Here is a 23,977-nt window from a genome sequence, read left to right as displayed (position 1 = left end):
TTTGTTAGGCTAACTATGTGCCATCGACCGAGACCCTGCAGACCGATCTCCCGCTGACCTCCCTCGCGGGCGAGGTGCGGGCAGCGGTCGGCCGGCTCGGACGGCGGCTCCGGCAGGAGAAGGCCCAGCACGAGCTCAGCGATCCGCAGTTCAGCGTGCTCGCACTCCTGCACCGCGAGGGCGCCAAGACCCTCGGCGAGCTGGCCGAGGCGGAGCGGGTCCGCCCGCCCTCGATGACCCGCACGGTCGGCTGCCTGGTCGACGAAGGACTCGCGGAGCGCCTCGCCGACCCCGCCGACGGCCGCGTCACCCGCATCCGCCCCACCGGGGCCGGCACCGCACTGGTGCTCGACGTGCGCCGCAGCCGCGACGCGTGGCTCGTGGCGCGCCTCGAGGAGCTCCCTCCCGAGGACCTGCGCCTGCTCCACGACGCGGCGGCGGTCCTGCGCGCGGTGGCCGACCGATGAGCGCGATGTTCCGCTCCCTCGCCGTGCCGAACTACCGCATCTGGTTCGCGGGCGCGATGGTCTCGAACGTCGGCACCTGGATGCAGCGGACGGCCCAGGACTGGATCGTGATCAACGACCTGACCGACCACGACGCGACGGCGCTCGGCGTGACCATGGCACTGCAGTTCGGACCGCAGCTCGTGATGGTCCCCTTCTCCGGCTTCATCGCCGACCGCTTCGACCGGCGGAAGCTCCTGATGGCCACCCAGGGCGCGATGGGCGCGCTCGGGCTCGGCCTGGGACTCATCGTCGTGACCGGGGTCGTCCAGCTCTGGATGGTCTACCTCTTCGCCCTGCTGCTCGGCTTCGCCGCGGCGATCGACGCGCCCGTGCGCCAGACGTTCGTCTCGGCGCTGGTCGAGGAGCGCGACCTCACCAACGCCGTCTCGCTGAACTCGGCCTCCTTCAACTCGGCGCGGATGATCGGACCGGCCCTCGCGGGCGTGCTCATCGCCGCGGTCGGCTCCGGCTGGGTCTTCCTCCTCAACGCCGCGAGCTTCCTCGCCGTCCTGCTCTCGCTGCGCGCGCTGCACCGCGACCAGCTCCGCAGCGCCCCGCGAACCACCCGCGGCCCGGGTGCGCTGCTGGAGGGGTTCCGCTACGTCTCGAAGCGGCCGGACATCCTCGTGGTGCTCGCGATCGTGTTCCTGATCGGCACCTTCGGCCTGAACTTCCCGATCTTCGCCTCGACGATGGCGACGGTCGAGTTCGACATGCGGGCGAGCGAGTTCGGCCTCCTCTCCTCCGCGATCGCCGTCGGCTCGGTGCTGGGGGCGCTCCTCTCGGCTCGCCGCGATCGCCCGAGGCTCCGGCTCATCGTCGGCGCCTCCGCCGCGTTCGGCGTCGCGCTCGCGCTGGCCGGCGTCATGCCGACGGTCTGGGCGTTCGCGATCCTGCTCCCCTTCGTCGGCATCGCGGCGCAGACGCTGATGACCTCGGCCAACGGCTACGTGCAGCTCTCGACCGCCCCCGAGATGCGGGGCCGGGTCATGGCGCTGTACATGGCCATCTTCGTCGGCGGCACCCCGATCGGCGCACCGCTGATCGGCTGGGTCGCGAACGCCTACGGTCCGCGCCAGGCGATGCTGGTCGGTGCCGCCTCCGGGATCGCGGCGGCCGCCATCGGACTCGCCTTCCACCTCCGCCTGCGCCGCGCCGCCCGGCTCGCGGCCCCCGGGCCGGAGGCTCTGCCCGCCACCGGCGGAGTCCCCCTGCTGCGCCCGCGCGCCTAGGCTCCGTCGGCCGGTCCGCACGCCGGGCGGATCCGCGGACCGCCCACTCGACGGGTCTCCCCCGACGCGGGGCGCGACCGCCGCCCGCCCTCAGGCCTCGCGGGTGATCTCGACGCGGACGAAGAGCTTCGACGAGCGGGGCCCGGCGAACACCCCGCGCAGCGGCGCGATGTCGTTGTAGTCGCGGCCGCGGCCGACGATGACGTGGCGGTCGCCGATGTCGATCAGGTTCGTCGGGTCGTAGCCGCGCCAGGCTCCTCCGCAGAACCACTCGACCCACGCGTGGGACTCCCCCACCACGGTCTCGCCGATCTCGGCGTGCGGCTTGGGGTGCAGGTAGCCCGAGACGTAGCGCGCCGGGATGCCCACCGAGCGCAGCGCCCCGAGGACGATGTGCGTGATGTCCTGGCAGACGCCCTCGCGCGCGGTCCACGACTCCGTCGCGGTGGAGTGCACGCCGGTGACGCCCTGCCGGTAGGTCATCGCCCGGCCGATCGTCTCGGCGATCGTGAGCGCGGCCTCGCACGGGCCGGCCGCCTCGTCCGCGAGCGACCGCGCCATCGCCGCGAGGTCCTCCGGCGGCGCGGTGCGGTGGGTCTGCTTCGACTGCTCCACGTACTCGGTGCGCGTCTCGACCTGCTCGGACAGCTGATCCCACCCGGTCGGGTGGTCGGGGTGCTGCTTCGGCCGGATCTCGACGAGCGAGGTCGCCGTCAGCGAGAGCTCGCGGTGGGCGTCGAGCACGTCGAACGACGAGACGCGGGTGCCCCAGTAGTCGGTGTAGGCGTGGACCGAGGTCACCGGCCGGATGTCGAGGTTCGAGAACAGCACCAGCTGCCCGTCCGAGGAGGCGGGGAGCATCCGCGCCTCGTTGTAGGACGCGACCACGTCCCCCGCGTAGGTGAAGCCCGTGGTGTGCCTGATGCGCAGCCTGCTCACAGCGCCTCCCCGATCCAGCTCGGCATGACGTTGGTGGGGAAGTACCGCTGGCGGATCGCCTCGGACGCGGCCGAGGTCGCCTCCTGCACGCTGTCCATGTGCCGCGGCAGGTCCTCGAGGATGTCGGTGATCGGCCGGAACTCCAGCTCGCTGCGGATCCGCCCGAGGACGCGCTGCGCGTCGCCGGAGTGGCCGATGCGGCCGGTGCGCGGCTCGATGTCGCGCATGCACGCCTCCGCCCGCGAGACCGAGAAGAGGATCGAGCGCGGGAACAGCCGGTCCAGGAGGAGGAACTCGGCCGCGTTCCGCGCGCTCGGCACGCCCCGGTAGGTGCGCAGGTACGCCTCGTAGGCGCCGCAGGAGCGGAGGATCGTGGTCCAGGAGGGGCCGCTCGCCTCGGTCAGCGAGCGGGTGGCGAGCAGGCGGGCGGTCATGTCGGCGCGCTCGATCGAGCGGCCGAGGGTGAAGAACTGCCAGGCCTCGTCGCGCGAGGTCGCCGACTCGATGATGCCGACGGCGAGGGCGGAGCGCTCGCGCACCCAGCTGAAGAACTCCGACACCCGCTCGCCCGAGACGCGGCGCGGCATCCGGGTGCGCGTGGTGTTGAGGCACTCCCAGAGCTCGGTCGAGACGATCTCGCGCGCCCGGCGGGCGTTCTCGCGGGCCGCGCCGAGCGAATAGGCGATCGAGGCGGGGTTCGTGCGGTCGATCGCGAGGATCGCCAGCACGTCGGCGCGGGTGATCTCGCGCATATCGTCGGGCGGGGTCGAGCCCATCACCGACAGGAGCGAGCGGCAGGCCGTGTCCTCGTCGATCCACGGGTCCTCGAGCAGGAGCTGGAGGTGGACGTCGAGGATGCGGGCGGTGCCATCGGACCGCTCGATGTAGCGGCCGATCCAGAACAGCGACTCGGCGATCCGGGAGAGCATCAGTCGTCCTCCCCCGCCGCGAGCGTCTGCTGCTGCTGCTGGTCCTGGTCGGTGTTCGGCGCGTCCTGCGGCGAGTGGTCGGGCGTGTGGTTGAGCGGGTAGACGATCGGGATGGAGCTGGTGACCGCGGCCTGCTCGGCGACGAGCGCCTGGATGTCGCGCGCCTCGGGATCGGCGCTGCGCGCCTCCTCGAGGCCGACCACCCAGGTGTCCTTCGATCCGCCGCCCTGCGACGAGTTGACGACGAGCTGCCCCTCGGGGAGCGCGACGCGGGTCAGGCCGCCGGGCAGCACCCAGACGTCGGTGCCGTCGTTCACGGCGAAGGGCCGCAGGTCGGCGTGCCGGGGGCGCATCCCGTCGTCGACGAGGGTGGGGATGGTGGAGAGCTGCACGACCGGCTGCGCGATCCAGCCGCGCGGGTCGGCCTGGAGGCGGGAGCGCAGCTCCGCGAGCTCCTTCGCCGAGGCGGCCGGCCCGACGACCAGGCCCTTGCCGCCGGAGCCGTCGACCGGCTTCACGACGAGCTCGTCGAGGCGGTCGAGCACCTCCTCGAGCGCTCCCGGATCCTCGAGCCGCCACGTGTCGACGTTCTTGATCACCGGCTCCTCCGAGAGGTAGTAGCGGATGAGGTCGGGCAAGTACGTGTAGACGAGCTTGTCGTCGGCGACGCCGTTGCCGACCGCGTTGGCGATCGTGACGTTCCCGAGCCGGGCCGCGAGCATCAGCCCGGGCGAGCCGAGCATCGAGTCGGCGCGGAACTGCAGCGGATCGAGGAACTCGTCGTCCACGCGGCGGTAGATCACGTCGACCCGGGTCGGGCCGGAGGTGGTGCGCATGAACACCTTGCCGCCCGTGCAGAACAGGTCGCGGCCCTCGACCAGCTCGACGCCCATGAGGCGGGCGAGGAGGGTGTGCTCGAAGTAGGCGGAGTTGTAGACGCCCGGGGTGAGCACGACCACGGTCGGGTCGTCGACGCCCTCGGGGGCGGAGGCGCGGAGGGCCTGCAGCAGCTTGTTCGGGTAGTCGCCGACCGGGCGCACCCGCATCGAGACGAACAGCTCGGGCAGCGTCTGCGCCATCACCCGGCGGTTCGAGATGACGTAGGAGACGCCGGAGGGCACGCGGACGTTGTCCTCGAGGACCCGCCAGCCGCCCTTCTCGTCGCGGATCAGGTCGATCCCGGACACCTGGATCCGCACGCCGTTCGCGGGGACGATGCCCGCGGCCTGCCGGTGGAAGTGGCTGGAGCTCGAGATCAGCCCGGCGGGGATGACGCCGTCGGCCACGGCGTTCTGCGGGCCGTAGACGTCGGCGAGGAACGCCTCGAGAGCACGGACCCGCTGCTTGATGCCGGTCTGCACCTCGTTCCACTCGGCGCGCTCGATCACCCGGGGGACGGCGTCGAGGGGGAACGGCCGCTCCTCCCCCGCGAAGTCGAAGGTGACGCCCTGCGCTAGGTAGGAGGAGGCGAGCGCGTCGGTGCGGCCGCGCAGCTCCTCCTGGGTCATCCGCGCGAGCGAGGAGTAGATGTCGCGGTAGGCGCCGCGGACCCCGTCGGGGCCTCCAGTCGACGCCACGTCGGCGAACATCTCGTCCCAGGGGGTGGCGCCCGTGTCGGGCCGCTCGACCTTCTGGGACCCGTATCCGTCGAAGAGGTCACCCATGGCACGACTCTAGTGCGGGGCGTATTGCGGGGATGTTTCGGGCGGCCGCGGGGCGAGCGGGGCGGGTCGGCGACGTCCGGGCACGGCACCGGCGCCGTCCTCCGACAGGCCGGCGGAGGCCCGGGGATCCACGGGAATAGATCCGGCCGCACGTGGTTGAATGAGGATGTACATGCAAACGCATGGACCAGGCCCCACCGGGCCGGAGGACAGAAGGAGCGCCTGATGCAGTTCGGCATCTTCACGGTCAGCGACATCACGACCGACCCCACGACCGGACGGACCCCGTCCGAGTCCGAGAAGATCCAGGCGACCCTCGCGATCGCGCTGAAGGCGGAGGAGATCGGCCTCGACGTCTTCGCCCTGGGCGAGCACCACAATCCGCCGTTCTGGTCCTCCTCCCCCACCACCACGCTCGGCTACCTCGCGGCGAAGACCGAGAGGATCACGCTCTCCACCGCGATGGCCCTCATCACCACGAACGACCCCGTGAAGCTCGCCGAGGACTACGCGATGCTCCAGCACCTCGCCGGCGGCCGCGTCGACCTGATGCTCGGCCGCGGCAACACCGGCCCCGTCTACCCGTGGTTCGGCAAGGACATCCGCCGCGGCATCGAGCTGACGATCGAGAACTACGACCTGCTGCACCGCCTGTGGACCGAGGACTTCGTCGACTGGGAGGGCCAGTTCCGCACCCCCCTCCAGGGCTTCCAGTCGACCCCGCGCCCCCTCGACGGTGTCGCGCCGTTCGTGTGGCACGGATCGATCCGCTCCCCGCAGATCGCCGAGCAGGCCGCCTACTACGGCGACGGCTTCTTCGCGAACCACATCTTCTGGCCCGCCTCGCACACCCAGAAGATGGTGCAGCTCTACCGCCAGCGCTTCGAGCACTACGGCCACGGGACCGCCGACCAGGCGATCGTCGGCCTCGGCGGGCAGATCTTCCTGGCGAAGAACTCGCAGGACGCGGTCTCGCAGTTCCGCCCCTACTTCGACAACGCCCCCGTCTACGGCCACGGCCCCTCGCTCGAGGACTTCACGGAGCAGACCCCGCTCACCGTCGGCTCCCCGCAGCAGATCATCGACCGCACCCTCGGCTTCCGCGAGTACGTCGGCGACTACCAGCGCCAGCTCTTCCTGATGGACCACGCGGGACTCCCGCTGAAGACCGTCCTGGAGCAGATGGACATGCTCGGCGAGATCCTCCCCGCCCTCCGCGCCGGCTTCGCCGAGGGCCGCCCCTCGCACGTGCCCGACGCCCCCACCCACGCCTCCCTCGTGGCCGCGCGCGACGCGCAGCCCGCGGCCGAGCCCGTCACCGTCTAGTCAGGAGCTCTCCATGGACACCCGCAGGATCACCGTCCTCTCGGCCGGCCTCAGCCAGCCGTCCTCGACCCGGCTGCTCGCCGACCGCCTGGCCGACGCCGCCGAGTCCTCCCTCACCGAGCAGGGCTTCGCCGTCGAGCGGAGCGTCGTGGAGCTGCGCGACCTCGCGCACGACGTCACGAACAACCTCCTCACCGGCTTCGCGAGCCCCGCACTGCAGACCGCGCTCGACGCGGTCGCCGGCGCCGACGGCCTGATCGCCGTGACGCCGATCTTCACCACCAGCTACAGCGGGCTCTTCAAGTCGTTCGTCGACGTACTCGACACCGAGGCGCTGCGCGGTCTGCCCGTGCTGCTGGCGGCCACGGGCGGGTCCCCCCGCCACTCCCTGGCCGTCGACTACGCGATGCGCCCGCTCTTCACCTACCTGCACGCGGCGCCCCTCGCGACCACCGTGTTCGCGGCGACGGACGACTGGGGCGGCGCGACCGAGGACGGACGGGCGCTGCCCTCGCGCATCGAGCGCGCCGGACGCGAGCTGGCCGATCAAGCCGCCCGCTCCTCCCGCTCGGGCTCCACGCCCGACCCGTGGGCGCTCGACGGCTCGTTCGAGGGGATGCTCGGCCGCCGCGGCTGAACGCCCGCCGCGCGGATCGGCCGCTCCTCTCATGGATCGGCCGATCCGTCCAGCCGCGATTCCCGCGGCCCTGCCGGAATAGCCTGCCCCCGGGAGCCTGCCGCTGGCCCCCGGAAGGAGGCCGTCATGGGCCTGACCAGCAAGGGGCTCCCCGCGGGGGCTCTCGACCTCTCGCAGCTCGGACGCGCGGTCCTCGACCGCCGCCGCTTCCTCGGAGCGCTCGGCGTCGCCGCCTCCGTCCCGGTCCTCTCCGGCTGCGGCTTCGCCCCCGCGGGCCCCGCGGCGAGCGCCGGCAGCGACACCCTCACCTTCACCACCTGGGGCACCGACGCCGAGCTGGCCGGCTTCCAGCGCGCGATCGACGCGTTCCAGACGGCGAACGCCGGCGCCACCGTGAGCCTCAACGCGGTCCCGTACGAGCAGATGTTCACCAACATCGACGCGCAGCTGCAGGCGGGGAACCCGCCGGACGTCTTCCGGGTCCCGTACTACACGTTCGGCAGCTACGCCGGCCGCGACCAGCTCCTGGACCTGTCGGGCTTCCTCGACTCCGACGTCGCCGAGCGGTTCACCGATCCGGCCTGGGCCGCAGTGCAGAGCGGCGGGAGCCCCTTCGGCGTCCCCCACCACACCGACACCTCGCTGATCCTCTACAACACGCAGGTGCTGGCCGACGCGGGCGTCACCTCCTTCCCCGCCTCGCCCGAGGAGGCGTGGACCTGGGAGGAGTTCACCGAGGTCGGGCGGAAGCTGCGCGCCTCGCTCCCCGCCGAGCGCTACCCCTTCGCCTACAACTGGCAGGGCAACGGCGTCACGCGCTGGCTCAGCCTGCTCTTCCAGGCCGACGGCCGTTTCCTCACCGAGGACCTGTCCGGGCCCGCGATCGACTCCGCCGCCGGCCGCGCCGCGATCGACTTCAGCCGCAGCTTCTTCACCGACGGCCTCGTGCCGCCAAGCAGCTCTGTGCAGGCGACCACCTACGCCAGCGACCTCTGGTACTCGCAGACCACCGCGATGACCTTCGCCGGCGCGTTCCTCATCCCCGACGCCGACTCCACCCTCGACTTCGAGTGGGGCGCCACCTACTCCCCGCGCAACGTGCGCGGAGGCGGCGACTTCGGCGGCAACGCCCTCGTCGCGACCAAGGCCGCGAAGAACCCGGAGCTGGCCGCCTCCTTCCTCGCGTTCGTGACGGAGGAGGAGGCGATGCGCGACTTCTGCGCCGGCGCCTCCCTCCTCCCCACCCGTCGCGACCTCACGGAGTCGGGCATCGAGTTCGCCGTGCGCCCCGAGCTCGCCGAGGTGTTCCTCGGCCAGGCGGGCACCGTCCAGGCGTCCGACTCGGCGCAGGTCGCCTCGCCCGACATGGCCGCGATCATCACGGTGCTCAAGGAGCAGCTGGAGCAGGCCTTCGTCGGCGGGCGCAGCACCGAGGACACCATCGCCGGTCTCACCTCCGGCATCGCGGCCGCGACGAAGTGAGCCGGTCGGTCCTCGCGCCGGAGGCGGGCGGTCACCGCCTCCGGCGCACCTCCCGCGCCCCCGCCCGCGAGACGGCGGCCGCCTACGCGTTCCTCGCGCCGAACCTGCTGATGCTCGGCCTGTTCGTGTTCGTCCCCCTGGGCGGCGCGTTCCTGATCGGCTTCCAGCGCACGAACGGCTTCGGCGACGGCGTCTTCGTCGGACTCGACAACTACGCGCGGCTGCTCGGCGACGGCCTCTTCTGGCGCTCGACGTTGAACACGGCGCTGTTCACCCTGATCGTGACCCCGCTCTCGATGGCGCTGGGCCTCGGCGCGGCGGTGCTGATGAACTCGGTGCTGCCCGCGCGGCCGGTGTTCCGCAGCATCCTCATCCTGCCGATGGCGGTCTCCGGAGTGGCGACGGCGCTGATGGGCGTGCTGATCTTCGACGAGAACAGCGGCGTGCTCGACGGCATGCTCCAGACGATCGGCCTCCCCCGCATCGCCTGGCAGTCGGGCGGAGCGGCGGCCTTCGCCTCCGTGGTGCTCGTCACCCTGTGGTGGCGCACCGGCTTCAACATGCTGATCTACCTGGCGGGGCTGCAGGGGGTGAACCCGGCGCTCTACGAGGCGGCCCGGCTCGACGGAGCGAACGCGTGGCAGCAGTTCCGCCACGTGACGCTGCCGCTGGTCGGCCCGTCGTCGTTCTTCCTGCTCATCCTCAACGTCATCTACTCGTTCCAGGTGTTCGACATCGTCTTCGTGCTCACCGGCGGCGGACCGCAGAACGCGACCTCGGTGCTCGTGACCTACGCCTACGACACCGGTTTCGTCACCCGCGACCAGGGCTACGCCGCGGCCATCGGCATCGTGCTGCTGATCCTGACCATGATCTTCACCGCGGTGCAGTGGCGCACCAACCGCTCGAGGGACCTCGTCGAATGATCCGCACGTCGCGCACCTCGCGCCTGCTCCGCCTCGCCCTCGCCCTCGCCGTCTCGGTGGTCATCGTCTTCCCGCTGTACTGGATGGTCGTCGTCGCGTTCTCCTCGCGGTCCGAGCTGCTCGGCGGCACCCTCCGCCTCTGGCCGCGCGAGCTGACGCTGGTGAACTTCGAGCGGGTGTTCTCGTCGTTCCCCGTGGCGACCTGGTTCGGCAACTCCCTCGCGATCAGCCTGGTCACCGCGCTGATCACCGTGACGATCAACCTGCTCGGCGGCTACGCCTTCGCGCAGCTGCGGTTCCGCGGATCCGGAGTGCTCTTCCTCCTGGCCCTGTCGACGCTCACCCTGCCCGTGCAGGTGATCATGGTGGCGCTGTTCCGGCTCGTCACCGACCTCGGCCTCTACGGGAGCTACTGGGCGGTGATCCTGCCGACGGCGGCCTCGGCGTTCGGGCTGTTCCTGGCGCGGCAGTTCATCCTCGCGATCCCGCGGGACCTGATCGAGGCGGCCCGGATCGACGGCGCCGGGCACTTCCGCGTGTTCACGGCCATCGTCCTCCCCCTCTCGAAGCCGCTCATCGCCGTGCTCTTCTTCATGTCGCTGCTCGGCTCCTGGAACGACTTCGCCTGGCCGCTCATCGCCCTGAAGGAGAACGCGCTGTTCACGCTCCCGATCGGGCTGCTCTTCCTCCAGGGGCAGTTCGGCAGCGACTACGGAGCGACCATGGCGTTCGCCCTGGTGAACGTCGTGCCGATGGTGGTGCTGTTCCTGGTGTTCCAGCGCTACTTCGTGCAGGGCTTCGCGCGCAGCGGCCTCCGCTGACCCCGCGGCCGGGGGTGCGGATCGGTGCGCTGAGCGGCCATTCGTCCCCCCGTCCGGGGCCGGGAGTGTCAATCCCCCCGTTCCGCCGACCCGGCCGGCGCCGCCCCGCGGTACCGTCGTCGCAGGCGCCCACCTCGTGCGCTCCGGAGCGCACCGTTCGAGCGGAAGGCGGGATCGCCATGAGTACCGTCGCCGCGAACGCCGCCCAGCAGAAGGTGGCCGGCCGCTACTACCTGATCGAGCGCATCGGCTCCGGCGGGATGGGCTCGGTCTACCGGGCCCGCGACGAGACCGTGCAGCGCGAGGTCGCCGTGAAGGTGTTCCGCGCGGAGGCCTCGAACCCCGAGGACGTGGCCCGCCAGGAGCGCGAGGTGCGGATGCTGAGCTCCTTCGCCCACCCCGGCATCGTCAACCTCTTCGACGCGGGGCTGCACAACTTCGGCGGCGAGGTCCGCCGCTACGTCGTGATGGAGCTCGTCGCCGACCCCACGATGGAGGCGCGGCTCGAGTCCGGCCCCCTCCCGGCGGCGGAGGTCGCGGCGATCGGCACGCAGCTCGCCGAGGCCCTGGCCTACCTGCACGAGCGCGGCGTCGTGCACCGCGACGTGAAGCCCGCGAACATCCTGGTCAGCGAGGTCGCCTCCAGCGGCTACGCCCGCACCGCCAAGCTCACCGACTTCGGCGTGGCCCACTTCATGGACGGCTCCCGCCTCACCAGCGACGGCGTCGTGATCGGCACCGCGAGCTTCGTCAGCCCGGAGCAGGTCGCGGGCGAGCCGATCAGCGGAGCGAGCGACGTCTTCTCCCTCGGCCTGGTCCTCCTCGAGGCGATCACCGGACACCGGGAGTACTCGGGCACCGTCCTCGAGGCGGCGATCGCCCGCCTCCACCGCAGCCCCTCCGTGCCCGACACCCTGCCGGCGGAGTGGCGGGCGCTGCTGACCTCGATGACACAGAGGGACCCGGAGAAGCGGCCGACCGCCGACGAGGTCGCGCACCGGCTCCGCGGCGGGATGACGACGGGCTCGGCTTCGGGCCCGCCGACCGCCTCGGACTCGCGCGCGGCACGGATCCGGCGCTCCGTGATCATCGGCTCGAGCGTGGTCGGCGTCGGCGCGATCGCGGCGCTGTCGTGGATGCTCGGAGCGCTCGCCGGTCGCTGACCGACCGGGCGCGGGGCCCTAGGCCTCGCCGGGGAACGCGGGACGGAGCACGATCCGCGTCCAGGCGCCCACGTAGATCCGGTCGCCCTCCTCGACCTCGCGGCGCTGCCCGGCGGCGATCGGCGACTGCGGGAGCGGCGCCCCGGCCGGGGCGAGGTACGTGCCGTTCGCCGACTGCAGATCCTCGACCCACCAGCGGTAGCCGTCGGTGCTCAGCTGGCAGTGGCGCCGCGAGACACCGGAGTCGGAGCCGCAGTCCACCTGCGGCGAGATGCCGCGGGAGACGGACGGGCGGCCGACGAGCAGGGTGCGCTCGCGGAGGACGACGGTCGCGGGCGGGCCGGGCGAGGGCATGGGGTCGTCGGCGCGCTGCTCGGCGTACCACTCCGGGTCGACCCAGAGCTCGGCGATCCACGGGCGGTCCGGGTCCGCGGAGGCGGCGGCGGGGCGGGCGGAGCCGGTGGCCGGCGCGGACGCAGCCTCCTCCTCCGACGCTGAGGCCCCGGGTGCCGGGTCGGGGGCTGCGGCCTCGGGTGCAGGGGCCTCCGGGATCACCTCGGTCGGCGGAGCGGCGGGCGGCGCGGTCGCGACGGGGGTGTCGAAGCCGGCCTCCTGCTCCGGGACCAGCTCGGTCGGAGCCGCGGGATCGGCCTGCGGCGCGGGCGCCTCGCCCAGGTGCTGGGCCGGGTCCCCCGACGGCGTCGCGGAGCCGCCGACCTCGCCCGGAGCGCGGACGGCGCCGGAGGAGGTGAACGGATCGGCCTCGGGGAGGGAGCCGGTCGTGAAGTCGTAGCCGCAGTTCTCGCAGAACAGGGCGCCGGGCTCGTTCGGGAACGAGCAGTGCGGGCAGACCGAGGGGCCGGTCGGGATCGCGGTGGTCGGCGCGGCGGGAGCGGGCGACGGGGCCGCAGCGGCACCGATGGGCGCCCCGCAGACGTCGCAGTAGTCCCCGGACTGCGAGGTGTGCCCCTCGGGGCAGCGGAAGCTCACTTGCGCACCCGCGTGGTCTTGGTCGACGCGGTGTCCAGCGCCATCTCGTCGAGGCGGTCCACGCCGCGCTTGAGCCGCACGGTGCCCTCGTTCGGGTTGTCGATCTCGACGACCTTCCGCAGCTTCGCGGTCGCCTCGTCGTTCCCGGTGACGGAGGCGAGCTGCACCGCCCGCCCGAGCTTGACCGTGGCGGTCGCCTCGTCGCCCCGCGCCTTGGCCGCGAGCCCATCCTGGATCGCGGAGGCGAGCTCGGTCTGGCCGGTGTAGTGGGCGACGGCGGGGTCGATGCGGGCGGTCAGGGCGGAGTCGTCCGTCCAGCGCGCCTTCACCAGGGCGGAGGCGACCACCTCGTCGCGCACGCTGAGCTGCACCCGCGCGGCGAGCTGCTCCGAGCCGACCGGCTTCGACGCGACCCGGACCGCCACGTGGTACTCCCGCGACTCGTCGCCCCAGGCGCCGGTCGGGTAGGCGCCGGTGAGCGGGTTCACGGCGTTCCGCCGGGAGCTGAGGTCCTCGAGGTTCGGAGCGACCTGGCGGACGAAGAGCAGCTGCGCGCCCTGCGGAGTCCAGACGCGGAGCTCGCCGTTGGCGACTCCCCGGCCCATCGACGCCCGCATCAGCGACTCGAAGTCGGCAGCCATGTCGGCCGGGTTCGCGATCAGGCCCACGGTGCCCAGCAGGGCGCTCGCGATGGTGCGCGCCTCCTCGACGATCCAGCGGGAGCCGACGCCGCGCACGTCGCACTGGAAGTCGCCCGACGCCGCGCGGATCGCCGCGTCCAGCTGCATCCGCGACTCGTGCTCGTTCTTGCCGTCGGTGAGGAGGATCGCGTGCCTCTGCGTCGCCTCCGGCACGGTCGCGAACAGCTGGCGGGCGAGGGTCAGCCAGGTGCCCATCGCGGTGCCGCCGTCGGCCTGGAGGTAGCCGATCGCCTCCTTCGCCGCGGCCCGCGCCCCCGGCTCCATCCGCACCATCGAGACGGTGGCGTTGGGGTACGGGAAGGCGCGGTCGGCGCGCTCGGATCCGGCCACGACGGCGAAGAAGGTGCCGTCCAGGATCTGGTCGACGGCCACGGCGGCGGCGCGCTTCGCGGCCGTCATGTTCTCGCCGGTCATCGATCCGGAGCAGTCGACGATGATGATCTCGGCCGCGGCCCCGTCGGACCCGGCGACCCCCGTGCCGGACGCGGTCACCGTGACGATGGCGTGCACGTCGGTGGCGCCGTCCGAGAGGAACTCGTTCTGGAAAACACTCGCGCTGAACTCCGCCATTCCGGCAGTTTACGGGGACGCCCGGCCCGAGCGGCCCTCCATCGCCGAGGATCGGCCGGGCATCGCGGCCCGACGCCTGCACGACAGCTGTCGGGGCGGGCGGAGGCGGGTCGAGCGCCGCCGGAGCGCCCCCGTCAAGCCCGCCGCGGCCGGACACCGCCGGTGCCAGGGTGGAGCCGTGCCTCCCTGGACCCTCGCCCTCGCCAGCGGCGCCATCGGCGGCGCCACCCTCCTGATCGGCGCCGCGCTCGCCTGGTTCGTGCGCGTGCCCCCGAAGCTCACCGCCGCGATCTCCGCGTTCGGAGCAGGGGTGCTGATCTCGGCGCTCGCCTACGAGCTCGTGCAGGAGGCGGCGGACGACGGAGGACTGCTCCCGACGATCCTCGGCACGCTCGCGGGAGCCGTCGTCTTCGTCGGCGCGGACGCGCTGCTCACCCGCGCCGGCGCGGGGAACCGCAAGAGCGCGAAGGGGTCGGGCGGAGGAGGAGGCGCGGCCATCGCGGCCGGCGCCCTGATCGACGGGGTCCCCGAATCGATCGTGCTCGGCCTCTCAGTCGCCCAGGGCGGAGCGGGAGCGGCGATCAGCGTGCCCATCGTCGCCGCGGTCGCGATCTCGAACCTCCCCGAGGGCCTGTCCTCGACCGTCGGCATGAAGGCCGACGGCCGCTCCGCCCGCTACGTCTTCACCGTCTGGGGCGGGATCGCCGCGATCTCGGCCGCCGCAGCGCTGGTCGGCTTCCTGGTCTTCGCCGCCGCACCGGGCGCGGTCGTGGCCTTCGTGACGACCGTCGCCGCCGGCGCGATCCTCGCCATGATCTCGAACACGATGATCCCCGAGGCGTTCGACCGCGACGACGTGCTCACCGGGCTGTACGCGGTCCTCGGGTTCGTGACGGCGTTCGCCTTGCACAGTGCTGGTTAGGACGCCGCTCCCCGCGCGGCGTCCCGCAGTCGGCTCGAGCGCATGGCCGGGTCCCGAGGAGCGGGATGCGCACGGCGACGCGGATCCGCTGGAACGCGGATCCCCGGATACGCCTCGCGACGGCGCCGCTCCCCGCGCGGCGTCCCGCAGTCGGCTCCAGCGCATGGCCGGGTCCCGAGGAGCGGGTCGCGCACGGCGACGCGGATCCGCTGGAACGCGGATCCCCGGATACGCGTCGCGACGGCGCCGCTGCCTTCGCGGCATCCTGCAGTCGGCTCCAGCGCGGGGCCGGGTCCCGAGGAGCGGGTCGCGCACGGCGACGCGGATCCGCTGGAACGCGGATCCCCGGATACGCCCCGCGAGGACGCCGCTCCCCGCGGAACGGAGTGCGGTCAGCCGTTGAAGGCGGTGAGGGCGTCGTCGAGGATGCCGAGGCCGCGGGCGACCTCGGCGGGGGTGATGACGGCCGGCGGGACCACGTGGATCCGGTTGTCGGCGGTGAAGGGCAGGAGACCGCGGGACAGCAGGTCGGTCTTGAGGCGGGCGACGGAGGCCGCCGGCAGCGGGGTACGCGCGGACCGGTCGGTGACCAGCTCCAGGGCCCAGAACACTCCGGAGCCCCGGACCTCGCCGATCAGGTCGTGCTTCGCCTCGAGCGCCGCCAGGCCGGGGGCCAGGTGCTCCGAGCCGATGGTGCGCGCGTTGTCGACGATCCCCTCCTCCTCCATCGCCTCGAGCGTCGCGACGACGCTGGCCGCGGCGAGCGGGTGGCCTGAGTAGGTGAGTCCGCCGGGGAAGACGCGCTCGTCGAAGTGGTGGGCGATCGGATCCGAGATGACGACGCCGCCGATCGGGACGTAGCCGGAGTTCACGCCCTTCGCGAAGGTGATCAGGTCGGGGCGCACGTCGAAGGCGTCGAAGGCGAACCACTCCCCCGTGCGGCCGAAGCCCGCCATGACCTCGTCGAGGATCAGCTGGATGCCGTACCGGTCGGCGATCTCGCGGACACCCGCGAGGTAGCCGGGCGGCGGGGTGAGCACGCCGGCGGTGCCGGGGATGGTCTCGAGGAGGAACGCGGCGATCGACTCCGGCCCCTCCGCCTGCACGACGCGCTCGAGGTGGTGGAGGGCGCGCTCGCACTCCTGCTCGAGGGTCTCGGCCCAGAACTCGCTGCGGTACAGGTAGGGCCCGAAGGCGTGCAAGTGCCCGCGGGAGTACTCGTTGGGGATGCGGCGCCAGTCGCCGGTCGAGACGATCGCCGCTCCCGTGTTGCCGTGGTACGAGCGGTACAGCGAGACGACCTTGTCGCGGCCGGTGAACAGCCGCGCCATGCGGATCGCGTTCTCGTTCGCGTCCGCGCCGCCGTTGGTGAAGAAGACCTTCTCCATGCCCTCGGGCGCCCGCTCGGTGATCAGGCGGGCCGCCTCGGCGCGGGTCTCGTTCGCGTAGGCGGGGCCGACGGTGGTGAGGACGCCCGCCTGCTCCTGGATGGCGGCGACGACCTTCGGGTGCTGGTAGCCGATGGTGACGTTGACGAGCTGGCTCGAGAAGTCGAGGTAGCGGGTGCCGTCGACGTCCCAGACCTCGGCGCCGAGACCGCCTGCGATCGGCAGCGGGTTCAGCGCGCCCTGCGCCGACCAGGAGTGGAACACGCGGGACCGGTCGGCGGCGGTGACCGAGGCGTTGTCGCGGACGGTGGGGGCGGTCGAGGACGTCATGCTCCCCATCGTGCCGCGCGCGCCTCGGAAGCGGGCGTGCGGATCCGTCGATCCGCGGACCCTACGATGGACGGAACGTCGAAGGGAGCCGCGCATGCCCGCGACCGTCCGCGATCTGCTGGCCGAACCGGCCTTCCGCCTGCGCGTGCTCGCCGGCGTCCACGACGAGGCCGACCTCGACGCCCCTCTGGTGTGGGCGCACTCCTCGGACCTCGTCGATCCGACGCCCTGGCTCGAGTCGGGGCAGCTGCTGCTGACCGACGGCGTCCACTTCACCGGGCACGACAGCGCCGAGTTCTCGGAGGAGTACGTCGCCCGGCTGCGCGGCCGCGGCATCCGCGCGCTCGGCTTCGCCACCCGCATCGTGCACGACGAGGTGCCCGCCGCTCTCGTCACGGCGTGCGAGCGCCAGGGCCTGCCGCTGCTGGAGGTGGCGGACCTGACTCCGTTCATGGGGATCATCCGCTTCGTCGCCGACGTGATCTCGCGGGAGCAGCGTGAGCGGCTGGAGTGGTCGCTCGAGGCGCAGCGGCGGGTCGCCCGCGCGGCGCTGCGGCCGGACGGGCTCGCGGCGATCCTCACCGAGCTGGAGCGGCAGCTGGACTGCTGGGTCGCCCTCTACGACGCGGCCGGGCAGAGGGTGCACCTGCCCACCCGGCTCGACGTGCCGGCGGAGGAGGCGGTCGCCGCGGCCGCGAGGCACGCGCTGACCCGCGGTAGCCGAGCAGGACTCAGGCTCGACGACGGCGGCGGTGTGACGCTGCAGACGATCGGGCGCCGCGACCACCTGCGCGGGGTGCTCGCCGTGGGCACGGGCACGCCCCTGGACCCGGCGGGCAGCGACCTCGTCGCGAGCGTCATAGCCCTGGCGAGCATCGCGCTGGAGCAGCGGCGCGCGCTGGACTCCTCCCGCCGGCAGCTGCGCTCCGGACTGCTCGAGCTGCTGGCGGCGGGAGCCTTCGACGTCGCCGAGAGCACCGCACGGCGCCTGGGGAGCCCGCTGCCCGCCGAGCCCGTGCGGGTGGTCGTGCTGAGCGCGCCCGTGCACGGCGACTCGCTCCTCGACGAGCTGGAGGTCGTGGCGGAGGAGGACGGCGCATGCCTGTTCTTCGCCGAGAGGGACGGCTCGCTCGTCGCCGTGGCCGCCGCCGACGGACTCGAGCCGCTGACCGCCGTGCTGGAGCGGCACGGCGCGAGCGCCGGCGCCTCCGCCCCGATCGGCTGGTCGGACCTGGACCGGGGCCTCGAGGAGGCGCGGCGCGCCGCCGAGCGGACAGGAGACGGGCCGGTGGTCCGGTTCGAGGACGTCACCGCCGAGGGGATGATCGGGCTCCTCGCCGCCGCCGGAGCAGCACCGCTCGCCCGCCGGATGCTCGCACCGCTGCTGACCCCCGAGGGAGCCGTGCTGCTCGAGAGCGCCCGCGTCTGGCTCCGCCGCAACGGCGCCTGGGAGCCCGCCGCCCGCGACCTCGGCGTGCACCGTCACACCCTCCGCAACCGCATCACCGCCGTCGAGCGCGCCCTCGGCCTCGACCTCGACGACGTCTCCGCCCGCACCGAGCTCTGGACGGCGCTGCGGCTGCACTCATAGCCGATCTCCTCCTGCGTCGTCGATCGGCCGCGGTCGGCCGGGGAGGGTGGTCGCGCTGGGAAGAGCGGGTCGCGTACCGCGCACGACGATCCGCTCCCACGCGGATCGCCGGTTGCGCGGTGCTCAAGAGCTTCTCTCCTCCTTCGTCGTCGATCGGCCGCGGTCGGCCGGGGAGGGTGGTCCCGCTGGGAAGAGCGGGTCGCGTACCGCGCACGACGATCCGCTCCCACGCGGATCGCCGGTTGCGCGGTGCTGGAAAGCCTCTCTCCTCCTGCGTCGTCGATCGGCCGCGGTCGGCCGGGGAGGGTGGTCCCGCTGGGAAGAGCGGGTCGCGTACCGCGCACGACGATCCGCTCCCACGCGGATCGCCGGTTGCGCGGTGCTGGAAAGCCTCTCTCCTCCTTCGTCGTCGATCGGCCGCGGTCGGCCTCAGAACGCGGGAACGATGGGAAGAGCGGGTCGCGTACCGCGCACGACGATCCGCTCCCACGCGGATCGCCGGTTGCGCGGTGCTCAAGAGCCTCTCTCCTCCTGCGTCGTCGATCGGCCGCGGTCGGCTGGGGAGGGTGGTCGCGCGGGGAAGAGCGGGTCGCGTACCGCGACTGCGGGCGATCGACGACGCCAGGAGGAGAGAGCCTCACGAGCACCGCGGAGCGCAACCGGTGATCCGCGTCTCAGCGGATCGACGTGCGCGGAACGCAGGACGCTCTGCGAGACGCGACCACCCTCCCAGGCCGACTGCGGGCGATCGACGACGAAGGAGGAGAGAGCCTAGGAATGCTGCGGGAACCCGAGGTTGATGCCGCCGTGGGAGGGGTCGAGCCAGCGGCTGGTGATGGCCTTCTGCTGGGTGAAGAAGCGGACGCCTTCTGCTCCGTGAGCCTTGGTGTCGCCGAAGAGGGACGCCTTCCAGCCGCCGAAGGAGAACGTGGCGACGGGGACGGGGATGGGGACGTTGATGCCGATCATGCCGACCTCGACCTCGTTCTGGAAGCGGCGTGCCGCTCCTCCGTCGTTGGTGAAGATCGCGGTGCCGTTGCCGAAGGCGCCGTTGTTGATGAGTGCGACGCCCTCCTCGTAGGAGGCGACGCGGACGATGGAGAGCACCGGGCCGAAGATCTCCTCCGTGTAGGCGCGGGAGGTGGTGGGGACCTTGTCGAGCAGGGTCGGGCCGAGCCAGAAGCCGTTCGCGTCGCCGTCCACCTCGATCTCGCGCCCGTCGATGACGACCTCGGCGCCGTCCTCCTCCGCGATCGCGATGTAGGAGGCGACCTTGTCGCGGTGCGCCTCGGTGATCAGCGGGCCCATGTCGCAGCCACGACGTCCGTCGCCGGTGCGCAGGGTCGCGGCCCTGTCCTGGATCTTGGTGATGAGCTCGTCGGCGACGGGCTCGACCGCGACGACGACCGAGATCGCCATGCACCGCTCCCCCGCCGAGCCGAAGCCGGCGTTGATCGCGGAATCGGCGACGAGGTCGAGGTCCGCGTCGGGGAGCACCAGCATGTGGTTCTTCGCCCCACCGAGGGCCTGGACGCGCTTGCCGTGCTTCGTGCCCGTCTCGTAGACGTACTGCGCGATCGGGGTCGACCCGACGAACGAGATCGAGCGGACGTCGGGGTGCTCGAGCAGCCCATCGACGGCCTGCTTGTCGCCGTTGAGCACCGTGTAGACGCCGTCGGGGAGGCCGGCCTCTTTCCAGAGGGCGCCGAGCCAGATCGCCGGGGACGGGTCCTTCTCGGAGGGCTTCACCACGACGGTGTTGCCGGCGGCGATGGCGATGGGGAAGAACCACATCGGCACCATCGCCGGGAAGTTGAAGGGGGAGATGATCCCGACCACGCCCAGCGGCTGCTTGGTCGAGTAGACGTCGACGCCCGTGGAGACCTGCTCCGAGTACTCGCCCTTGAGGTGGTGCGCGAGCCCGGTCGCGAACTCCACGACCTCCTGGCCGCGAGTGATCTCGCCGAGCGCGTCCGAGACGACCTTGCCGTGCTCCGACGTGATCAGCTCGGCGAGCTCCTGCTTCTTCGCCTCGAGGAGCTCGCGGAAGCGGAAGACGATCTGCTGCCGCTTCGCGAGCGACGTGTCGCGCCAGGCGGGGAAGGCGGCCTTCGCGGAGGCGACGGCGGCGTCCACCTCGGCGGAGTCGGCGAGCGCGACCTCCTTGGTCGCGACTCCCAGCGCCGGGTCGTAGACGGGAGCGGTGCGGCCGGACGAGGAGGCCGAGGGAGCCCCGTCGATCCAGTGGCCGACGACGGACAGGGCGGTGGCGGGCTCGGCGATGCTCATGGCGACGACTGTAGGGGCGTGACCACGGCCGCGGGGGTGCCGATCCGTCCAGCGGTGGAGGGGTGGTCTGGACGGATCGGCGCGCTCAGTCGGTGGGACGGGAGGCGTCGGGCGAGGGCGTCGCCGAATCGGGGCTCGAGGCGGCGGGGTCGGCCGCGCGCGGGTCCGCAGCATCGGGGTCGGCCGCGCTCGGGCCCGCAGCGCCGAGGTCGGCGGCGCCGGCAGCGTCCGGCTCGGCAGCGTCCGGCTCCGCACCATCGGGATCGGCACCGGAGTCGGCAGCATCCTGCTCGGCTGTGCCGATCTCCTCACCGTGCACCTCGGCAGCGGACGCTTCAGCCGCTGCCTCCGCCGCACCCGCCGGGTCGAACCGCGCCAGCGCCGCCGTGATGTTGTCGTGCCCGCCGCGCTCGTTCGCCCAGGCGACCAGCGCCTCCGCGAGCGTGACCGGATCCGCGCCCACCCGCTCCTGCGACTCGCGCAGCACGCGCGCCAGGTCCTCGGCGGCGGACGCGTAGTTCCACAGCCCGTCGGAGCAGACCAGAACCCAGCCCGGCTCGGTCAGCTCCTCGGAGGCGACCCGCGGCTCCTCGTCGTGCGCGTCGGCGCCGAGCCAGCGGGTGATGGCGTGAGCGTCGGGCGCCGTCTCGGCCTGCTCCCGCGGCACTCCCGAGGCGATCTGCTCCTGCGCCCACGAATCGTCGACCGTGAGCTGCCGCGGCTCGCCCGCGTCCGGCATCCAGTAGCTGCGGCTGTCGCCCACGTTGCCCGTGACGAGCAGCGCGCCGTCCAGCACCGCCGCGGTGAAGGTGCACGAGGGCGGATTCGACCGCTTCTCGGGCACGGCCGCGTCGATCGCTCCGGAGGCGCGCGCGGTGGCCATCTGCAGCAGCGCGCGCCAGCGGTCCGCTCCCGCGCTCTCCCCGCCGACCTCGGCCTGCAGTGCGCTGAGTGCTGCACGGGCCGCGGCGAGCGACGCCTTGTCGGAGTCGGGGGTCGAGGAGACCCCGTCGCAGACCACGAGCAGCGCCGCCCTCAGAGAGCCGTCGGCGCCGGTGGTCGCCCCGAGCGCCATCGCGTCCTCGTTGGCCGGGTGCCGGAGCCCGCGGTCGCAGACGCCGCCGACCAGCGGGTGCGGCGCTTCGGCCCAGTGCTCGCGCTCGGTCGGAGCGGGGCGTCCGCACTGCTCGCAGTAGCCGTCCTCGGCGACCGCTCCCCCGCAGTAGACGCAGGCGGCGGATCCTCCGACGGCGACGGGCGGAGCGGAGGAGGTGGCCGCGACGATCAGCGGCGTCCCGCAGGCCTCGCAGAACGCGTCGCCCGTCGTGACCGGCTCGCCGCAGTTCGGGCAGGGAGTCGACAGCGCGCCGCTCATGTCAGCGTCCAGCGTCGGACCTCGTTGGCCCGGTCGACGAGGCGCAGGCGCTCGTCGCGCTCGCGAGTGGAGGCGGCGAGCGCGCGGTAGGAGGCCTCGAGGCCGTCGCGGATGGCGGCCTCGTTCGCCTCGACTCCGCCGAGGGTCGCTCCCTCGGCCGGGCCGTCGCGCCGCACCAGCTCGAGGGCGGAGGCGAGGACCTGGGTCGTGAGCTCGAGGCGGGTCCGCTGGTCGATCGACACGGAGTCGACGCTCGCGAGGGCGGCCGAGAGCGCGGGCAGCCCGCGGCCCGACTCCGCCAGCAGCTCCGCCCGGCGGCGGCGCGCGTCGGAGTAGGAGGAGCGCGTGGGCGCGACGATGTCGAGCGCGTCGAGCGCCCCGTCGAGGTCGGAGCGCAGCTGCCGCACCCGGGCGAGACCGAAGGCGGCGGGTGCCGTGTAGTTCGCGTCGGCGCGGGCGCAGATCACGTAGAGGGACTCGGCGACCTCGGGCTCACCGCTCGCCTCGCACGCCGCGGCGAGCGCGAGCTTCGGGGCGAGCTCGCCGGGGACCTGACCGTAGACGGTGTTGAAGGAGGCGCGGGCCCCGATGTCGTCGCCGCGCGCGAGCTGGGCGAGGCCGCTCATCCAGACCGCCCGCCACTCCCACGGGTCCTCCGTGAGTATCTCGCCCGTCGCGCGGGCCGCCTCCTCCCAGCGCTGCGCCTCGATCGCCGCCCGGGCGCGGGCGAGCCGCACCTCGACCGTCACGGTGGGCGCGAGCGCGAGAGCGCGCAGGCGCACGATCGGGTCGGCGACGTTCACGCCCGCGAGCCACGACCGGGCGGGATCGGACTCGTCGCGGCGGAGCGCCGGCAGCGCGTCCCACGGCGGGACGCGGTCGACCACGTCGGCCACGGGCGCCTCGAACAGGGCCGACTCCGTCGAGTGCAGCGCGGGGTGTCCGGGACCGCGGTCGGTCGCGACGACCTCGCGCAGCACTCCGAGCAGCTGGCCGCGCATCTCGTCCACCGTGGCGAAGCGGTCCTGCGGGTCGGGAGCGCATGCCTTCGCGATCAGGCGGTAGAAGGAGTCGTACCGCTGGAACAGCGGTGTCTCGGACACCGGCGGCAGCGAGGCGACGAAGGTCGTCTGGTTGCCGCGGAAGTCGAGCACCAGCGAGGCCAGCGTTCGGCCGATCGTGTAGACGTCGGAGGCGACCGAGGGACCGAGGTCGGCGACCTCCGGAGCCTGGTACCCGACGGTGCCGTAGATGGCGGAGTCCTCGTCGTCGATCCGGCGCACTCCGCCGAGGTCGATCAGCTTGACCTGGTCGCCCACCTGGATCATGTTGTCCGGCTTGAAGTCGCAGTAGAGCAGGCCGTGGTCGTGCAGGTAGGCGAAGGCGGGCATGACCTCGAGCACGAAGGCGAGCGCCTGGTCCACCGGCAGCGGATCCGCGGCGCCGCCGTTGGCGTCCAGCCGCTCCTTCAGGATCTGCTTGAGGCTCGGCCCGCCGACGTACTCCATCACGATGTAGCCGGCGCCGTCGTGCAGGACGAAGTTGTAGATCTCGACGATCAGCGGGTGCTCGACCTCGGCCAGGAACCGGCGCTCGGTGACGGCCGCGGCGTACGCGTCGGGGTCGCCGGAGTTGAGCAGGCCCTTGAGCACCACCCAGCGCCCCGAGACGTTCCGGTCGCGCGCGAGGTAGATCCAGCCGAGGCCGCCGTAGGCCAGGCAGCCGACGACCTCGTACTGGCCGCCGACGACATCGCCCTTCACCAGCTGCGGGGTGAACGAGAACGGCGTGCGGCAGTTGGGGCAGAACCCCTCGGTGCGGCCGGGCCGACCGTCGCGCCCGCGGCCGACGGCGGTGCCGCAGTGCGAGCAGAAGCGCTTGCGCTCGGGGAGGACCGCCTCGGTCATCAGGGCGGCCATCGGGTCGGCGGCCGGGCGGGACGGGACGGTGGTGAGCCCGGCGCCGAGCCTCGGGCCGCGCAGTCGGGTCGAGGTGGTGCCGACGCGGCGGGTGACCTTCGAGCCGGTCTGCGCCGTGCGGGCGGAGCCGAGAGCGGCGGTGGCGAGGCGGGCGGAGGAGGTGCGAGTGCTGCGCGCGGTGGCCGACTCCTCCGCGGGGCCGGGTGCCGTGGCGCCGGGGGTGCCCTCGACGAAGCCGGTGCCGAAGGCGGCGGAGGCGGTGGCGGGCGGGGAG

19 protein-coding genes are annotated in these 23,977 nt (G+C 72.9%); 10 read left to right on the top strand and 9 right to left on the bottom strand.

The genetic code is table 11. From position 1 onward, the window contains the following. Nucleotides 1–17: 17 nt before the first annotated feature. The gene (locus C5C69_RS13470; RefSeq protein WP_258063346.1) at nt 18–467 is read left to right on the top strand and encodes a MarR family winged helix-turn-helix transcriptional regulator; all 450 of its coding nucleotides are present in this window, start codon (nt 18–20) and stop codon (nt 465–467) included. Further along, nucleotides 464–1,741, top strand: coding sequence for an MFS transporter (locus C5C69_RS13465; RefSeq protein WP_104258104.1), 1,278 nt, complete (start codon nt 464–466; stop codon nt 1,739–1,741). Before C5C69_RS13470 ends, C5C69_RS13465 begins: the two co-directional genes overlap by 4 nt. A 90-nt stretch (nt 1,742–1,831) precedes the next feature. Here C5C69_RS13465 and C5C69_RS13460 read toward each other — a convergent pair whose 3' ends face one another. From C5C69_RS13460 to C5C69_RS13450, 3 genes are read right to left on the bottom strand one after another with little or no spacing between them, the layout of a single operon-like run. Next, entirely contained in the window at nt 1,832–2,680 is an 849-nt protein-coding gene (locus tag C5C69_RS13460) for a transglutaminase family protein (protein WP_104223852.1), read from the bottom strand. Beyond that, nucleotides 2,677–3,609 (bottom strand): alpha-E domain-containing protein, encoded by a 933-nt coding sequence (locus tag C5C69_RS13455; protein WP_104223851.1) that lies wholly within the window; start codon nt 3,607–3,609, stop codon nt 2,677–2,679. Before C5C69_RS13455 ends, C5C69_RS13460 begins: the two co-directional genes overlap by 4 nt. Next, the gene (locus tag C5C69_RS13450) at nt 3,609–5,273 is read right to left on the bottom strand and encodes a circularly permuted type 2 ATP-grasp protein (RefSeq protein ID WP_104258103.1); all 1,665 of its coding nucleotides are present in this window, start codon (nt 5,271–5,273) and stop codon (nt 3,609–3,611) included. Before C5C69_RS13450 ends, C5C69_RS13455 begins: the two co-directional genes overlap by 1 nt. 225 nt (nt 5,274–5,498) lie before the next feature. On the opposite strand from C5C69_RS13450, the gene C5C69_RS13445 reads away from it, so the two are divergent. From C5C69_RS13445 to C5C69_RS13420, 6 genes are all read left to right on the top strand, one after another. Next, nucleotides 5,499–6,599, top strand: a complete 1,101-nt coding sequence (locus C5C69_RS13445; protein ID WP_104223849.1) for an LLM class flavin-dependent oxidoreductase — start codon at nt 5,499–5,501, stop codon at nt 6,597–6,599. 13 nt (nt 6,600–6,612) lie between these two features. Beyond that, nucleotides 6,613–7,236, top strand: coding sequence for an FMN reductase (locus C5C69_RS13440; RefSeq protein ID WP_104249848.1), 624 nt, complete (start codon nt 6,613–6,615; stop codon nt 7,234–7,236). Nucleotides 7,237–7,362: 126 nt separating this feature from the next. Beyond that, on the top strand, nt 7,363–8,718 hold the full coding sequence (locus tag C5C69_RS13435) for a sugar ABC transporter substrate-binding protein (protein ID WP_104258102.1): 1,356 nt from the start codon (nt 7,363–7,365) through the stop codon (nt 8,716–8,718). Further along, the gene (locus tag C5C69_RS13430) at nt 8,715–9,644 is read left to right on the top strand and encodes a carbohydrate ABC transporter permease (protein ID WP_258067535.1); all 930 of its coding nucleotides are present in this window, start codon (nt 8,715–8,717) and stop codon (nt 9,642–9,644) included. Before C5C69_RS13435 ends, C5C69_RS13430 begins: the two co-directional genes overlap by 4 nt. Further along, a complete protein-coding gene (locus tag C5C69_RS13425) occupies nt 9,641–10,465 on the top strand; it encodes a carbohydrate ABC transporter permease (protein WP_104233145.1) in 825 nt (274 codons plus the stop codon). Before C5C69_RS13430 ends, C5C69_RS13425 begins: the two co-directional genes overlap by 4 nt. 179 nt (nt 10,466–10,644) lie before the next feature. Next, nucleotides 10,645–11,628: a serine/threonine-protein kinase gene (locus C5C69_RS13420; protein ID WP_104258101.1), complete on the top strand. Its 984-nt coding sequence runs from the start codon at nt 10,645–10,647 to the stop codon at nt 11,626–11,628. 18 nt (nt 11,629–11,646) lie between these two features. On the opposite strand, the gene C5C69_RS13415 is transcribed toward C5C69_RS13420, so the two are convergent. Next, a complete protein-coding gene (locus C5C69_RS13415) occupies nt 11,647–12,618 on the bottom strand; it encodes an FHA domain-containing protein (RefSeq protein ID WP_104258100.1) in 972 nt (323 codons plus the stop codon). Further along, a complete protein-coding gene (locus C5C69_RS13410; RefSeq protein WP_104238603.1) occupies nt 12,615–13,889 on the bottom strand; it encodes a VWA domain-containing protein in 1,275 nt (424 codons plus the stop codon). Before C5C69_RS13410 ends, C5C69_RS13415 begins: the two co-directional genes overlap by 4 nt. 178 nt (nt 13,890–14,067) lie before the next feature. On the opposite strand from C5C69_RS13410, the gene C5C69_RS13405 reads away from it, so the two are divergent. Then, nucleotides 14,068–14,811 (top strand): ZIP family metal transporter, encoded by a 744-nt coding sequence (locus C5C69_RS13405; protein ID WP_104233141.1) that lies wholly within the window; start codon nt 14,068–14,070, stop codon nt 14,809–14,811. 392 nt (nt 14,812–15,203) lie between these two features. On the opposite strand, the gene C5C69_RS13400 is transcribed toward C5C69_RS13405, so the two are convergent. Next, nucleotides 15,204–16,529: an aspartate aminotransferase family protein gene (locus C5C69_RS13400; RefSeq protein ID WP_104233140.1), complete on the bottom strand. Its 1,326-nt coding sequence runs from the start codon at nt 16,527–16,529 to the stop codon at nt 15,204–15,206. Nucleotides 16,530–16,623: 94 nt separating this feature from the next. On the opposite strand from C5C69_RS13400, the gene C5C69_RS13395 reads away from it, so the two are divergent. Continuing rightward, on the top strand, nt 16,624–18,120 hold the full coding sequence (locus tag C5C69_RS13395) for a PucR family transcriptional regulator (protein WP_181067775.1): 1,497 nt from the start codon (nt 16,624–16,626) through the stop codon (nt 18,118–18,120). A 771-nt stretch (nt 18,121–18,891) separates the two neighbouring features. On the opposite strand, the gene C5C69_RS13390 is transcribed toward C5C69_RS13395, so the two are convergent. The 3 genes from C5C69_RS13390 to C5C69_RS13380 form a co-directional block, all read right to left on the bottom strand. Then, nucleotides 18,892–20,409, bottom strand: coding sequence for a CoA-acylating methylmalonate-semialdehyde dehydrogenase (locus C5C69_RS13390; protein WP_104233138.1), 1,518 nt, complete (start codon nt 20,407–20,409; stop codon nt 18,892–18,894). 85 nt (nt 20,410–20,494) lie between these two features. Next, on the bottom strand, nt 20,495–21,784 hold the full coding sequence (locus tag C5C69_RS13385) for a PP2C family serine/threonine-protein phosphatase (protein WP_181067774.1): 1,290 nt from the start codon (nt 21,782–21,784) through the stop codon (nt 20,495–20,497). Further along, nucleotides 21,781–23,977: serine/threonine-protein kinase (locus C5C69_RS13380; RefSeq protein WP_104258099.1), on the bottom strand; the 2,197-nt coding region annotated here is incomplete at its 5' end. The genes C5C69_RS13385 and C5C69_RS13380, both read right to left, overlap by 4 nt.

Source organism: Rathayibacter sp. AY1C7, from assembly GCF_002931865.1.
In the GTDB taxonomy this organism is placed as follows: Bacteria; Actinomycetota; Actinomycetes; order Actinomycetales; family Microbacteriaceae; genus Rathayibacter.
This window is presented reverse-complemented; position numbering and strand designations above follow the sequence as displayed.

Bases quoted from the DNA above. Each gene is read 5' to 3' on its own strand.
- C5C69_RS13420 (WP_104258101.1), top strand. From the start codon at position 10,645: ATGAGTACCGTCGCCGCGAACGCCGCCCAGCAGAAGGTGGCCGGCCGC.
- C5C69_RS13465 (WP_104258104.1), top strand. From the start codon at position 464: ATGAGCGCGATGTTCCGCTCCCTCGCCGTGCCGAACTACCGCATCTGG.
- C5C69_RS13455 (WP_104223851.1), bottom strand. From the start codon at position 3,609: ATGCTCTCCCGGATCGCCGAGTCGCTGTTCTGGATCGGCCGCTACATC.
- C5C69_RS13440 (WP_104249848.1), top strand. From the start codon at position 6,613: ATGGACACCCGCAGGATCACCGTCCTCTCGGCCGGCCTCAGCCAGCCG.
- C5C69_RS13425 (WP_104233145.1), top strand. From the start codon at position 9,641: ATGATCCGCACGTCGCGCACCTCGCGCCTGCTCCGCCTCGCCCTCGCC.
- C5C69_RS13435 (WP_104258102.1), top strand. From the start codon at position 7,363: ATGGGCCTGACCAGCAAGGGGCTCCCCGCGGGGGCTCTCGACCTCTCG.
- C5C69_RS13400 (WP_104233140.1), bottom strand. From the start codon at position 16,529: ATGACGTCCTCGACCGCCCCCACCGTCCGCGACAACGCCTCGGTCACC.
- C5C69_RS13395 (WP_181067775.1), top strand. From the start codon at position 16,624: ATGCCCGCGACCGTCCGCGATCTGCTGGCCGAACCGGCCTTCCGCCTG.
- C5C69_RS13385 (WP_181067774.1), bottom strand. From the start codon at position 21,784: ATGAGCGGCGCGCTGTCGACTCCCTGCCCGAACTGCGGCGAGCCGGTC.
- C5C69_RS13410 (WP_104238603.1), bottom strand. From the start codon at position 13,889: ATGGCGGAGTTCAGCGCGAGTGTTTTCCAGAACGAGTTCCTCTCGGAC.
- C5C69_RS13445 (WP_104223849.1), top strand. From the start codon at position 5,499: ATGCAGTTCGGCATCTTCACGGTCAGCGACATCACGACCGACCCCACG.
- C5C69_RS13450 (WP_104258103.1), bottom strand. From the start codon at position 5,273: ATGGGTGACCTCTTCGACGGATACGGGTCCCAGAAGGTCGAGCGGCCC.
- C5C69_RS13390 (WP_104233138.1), bottom strand. From the start codon at position 20,409: ATGAGCATCGCCGAGCCCGCCACCGCCCTGTCCGTCGTCGGCCACTGG.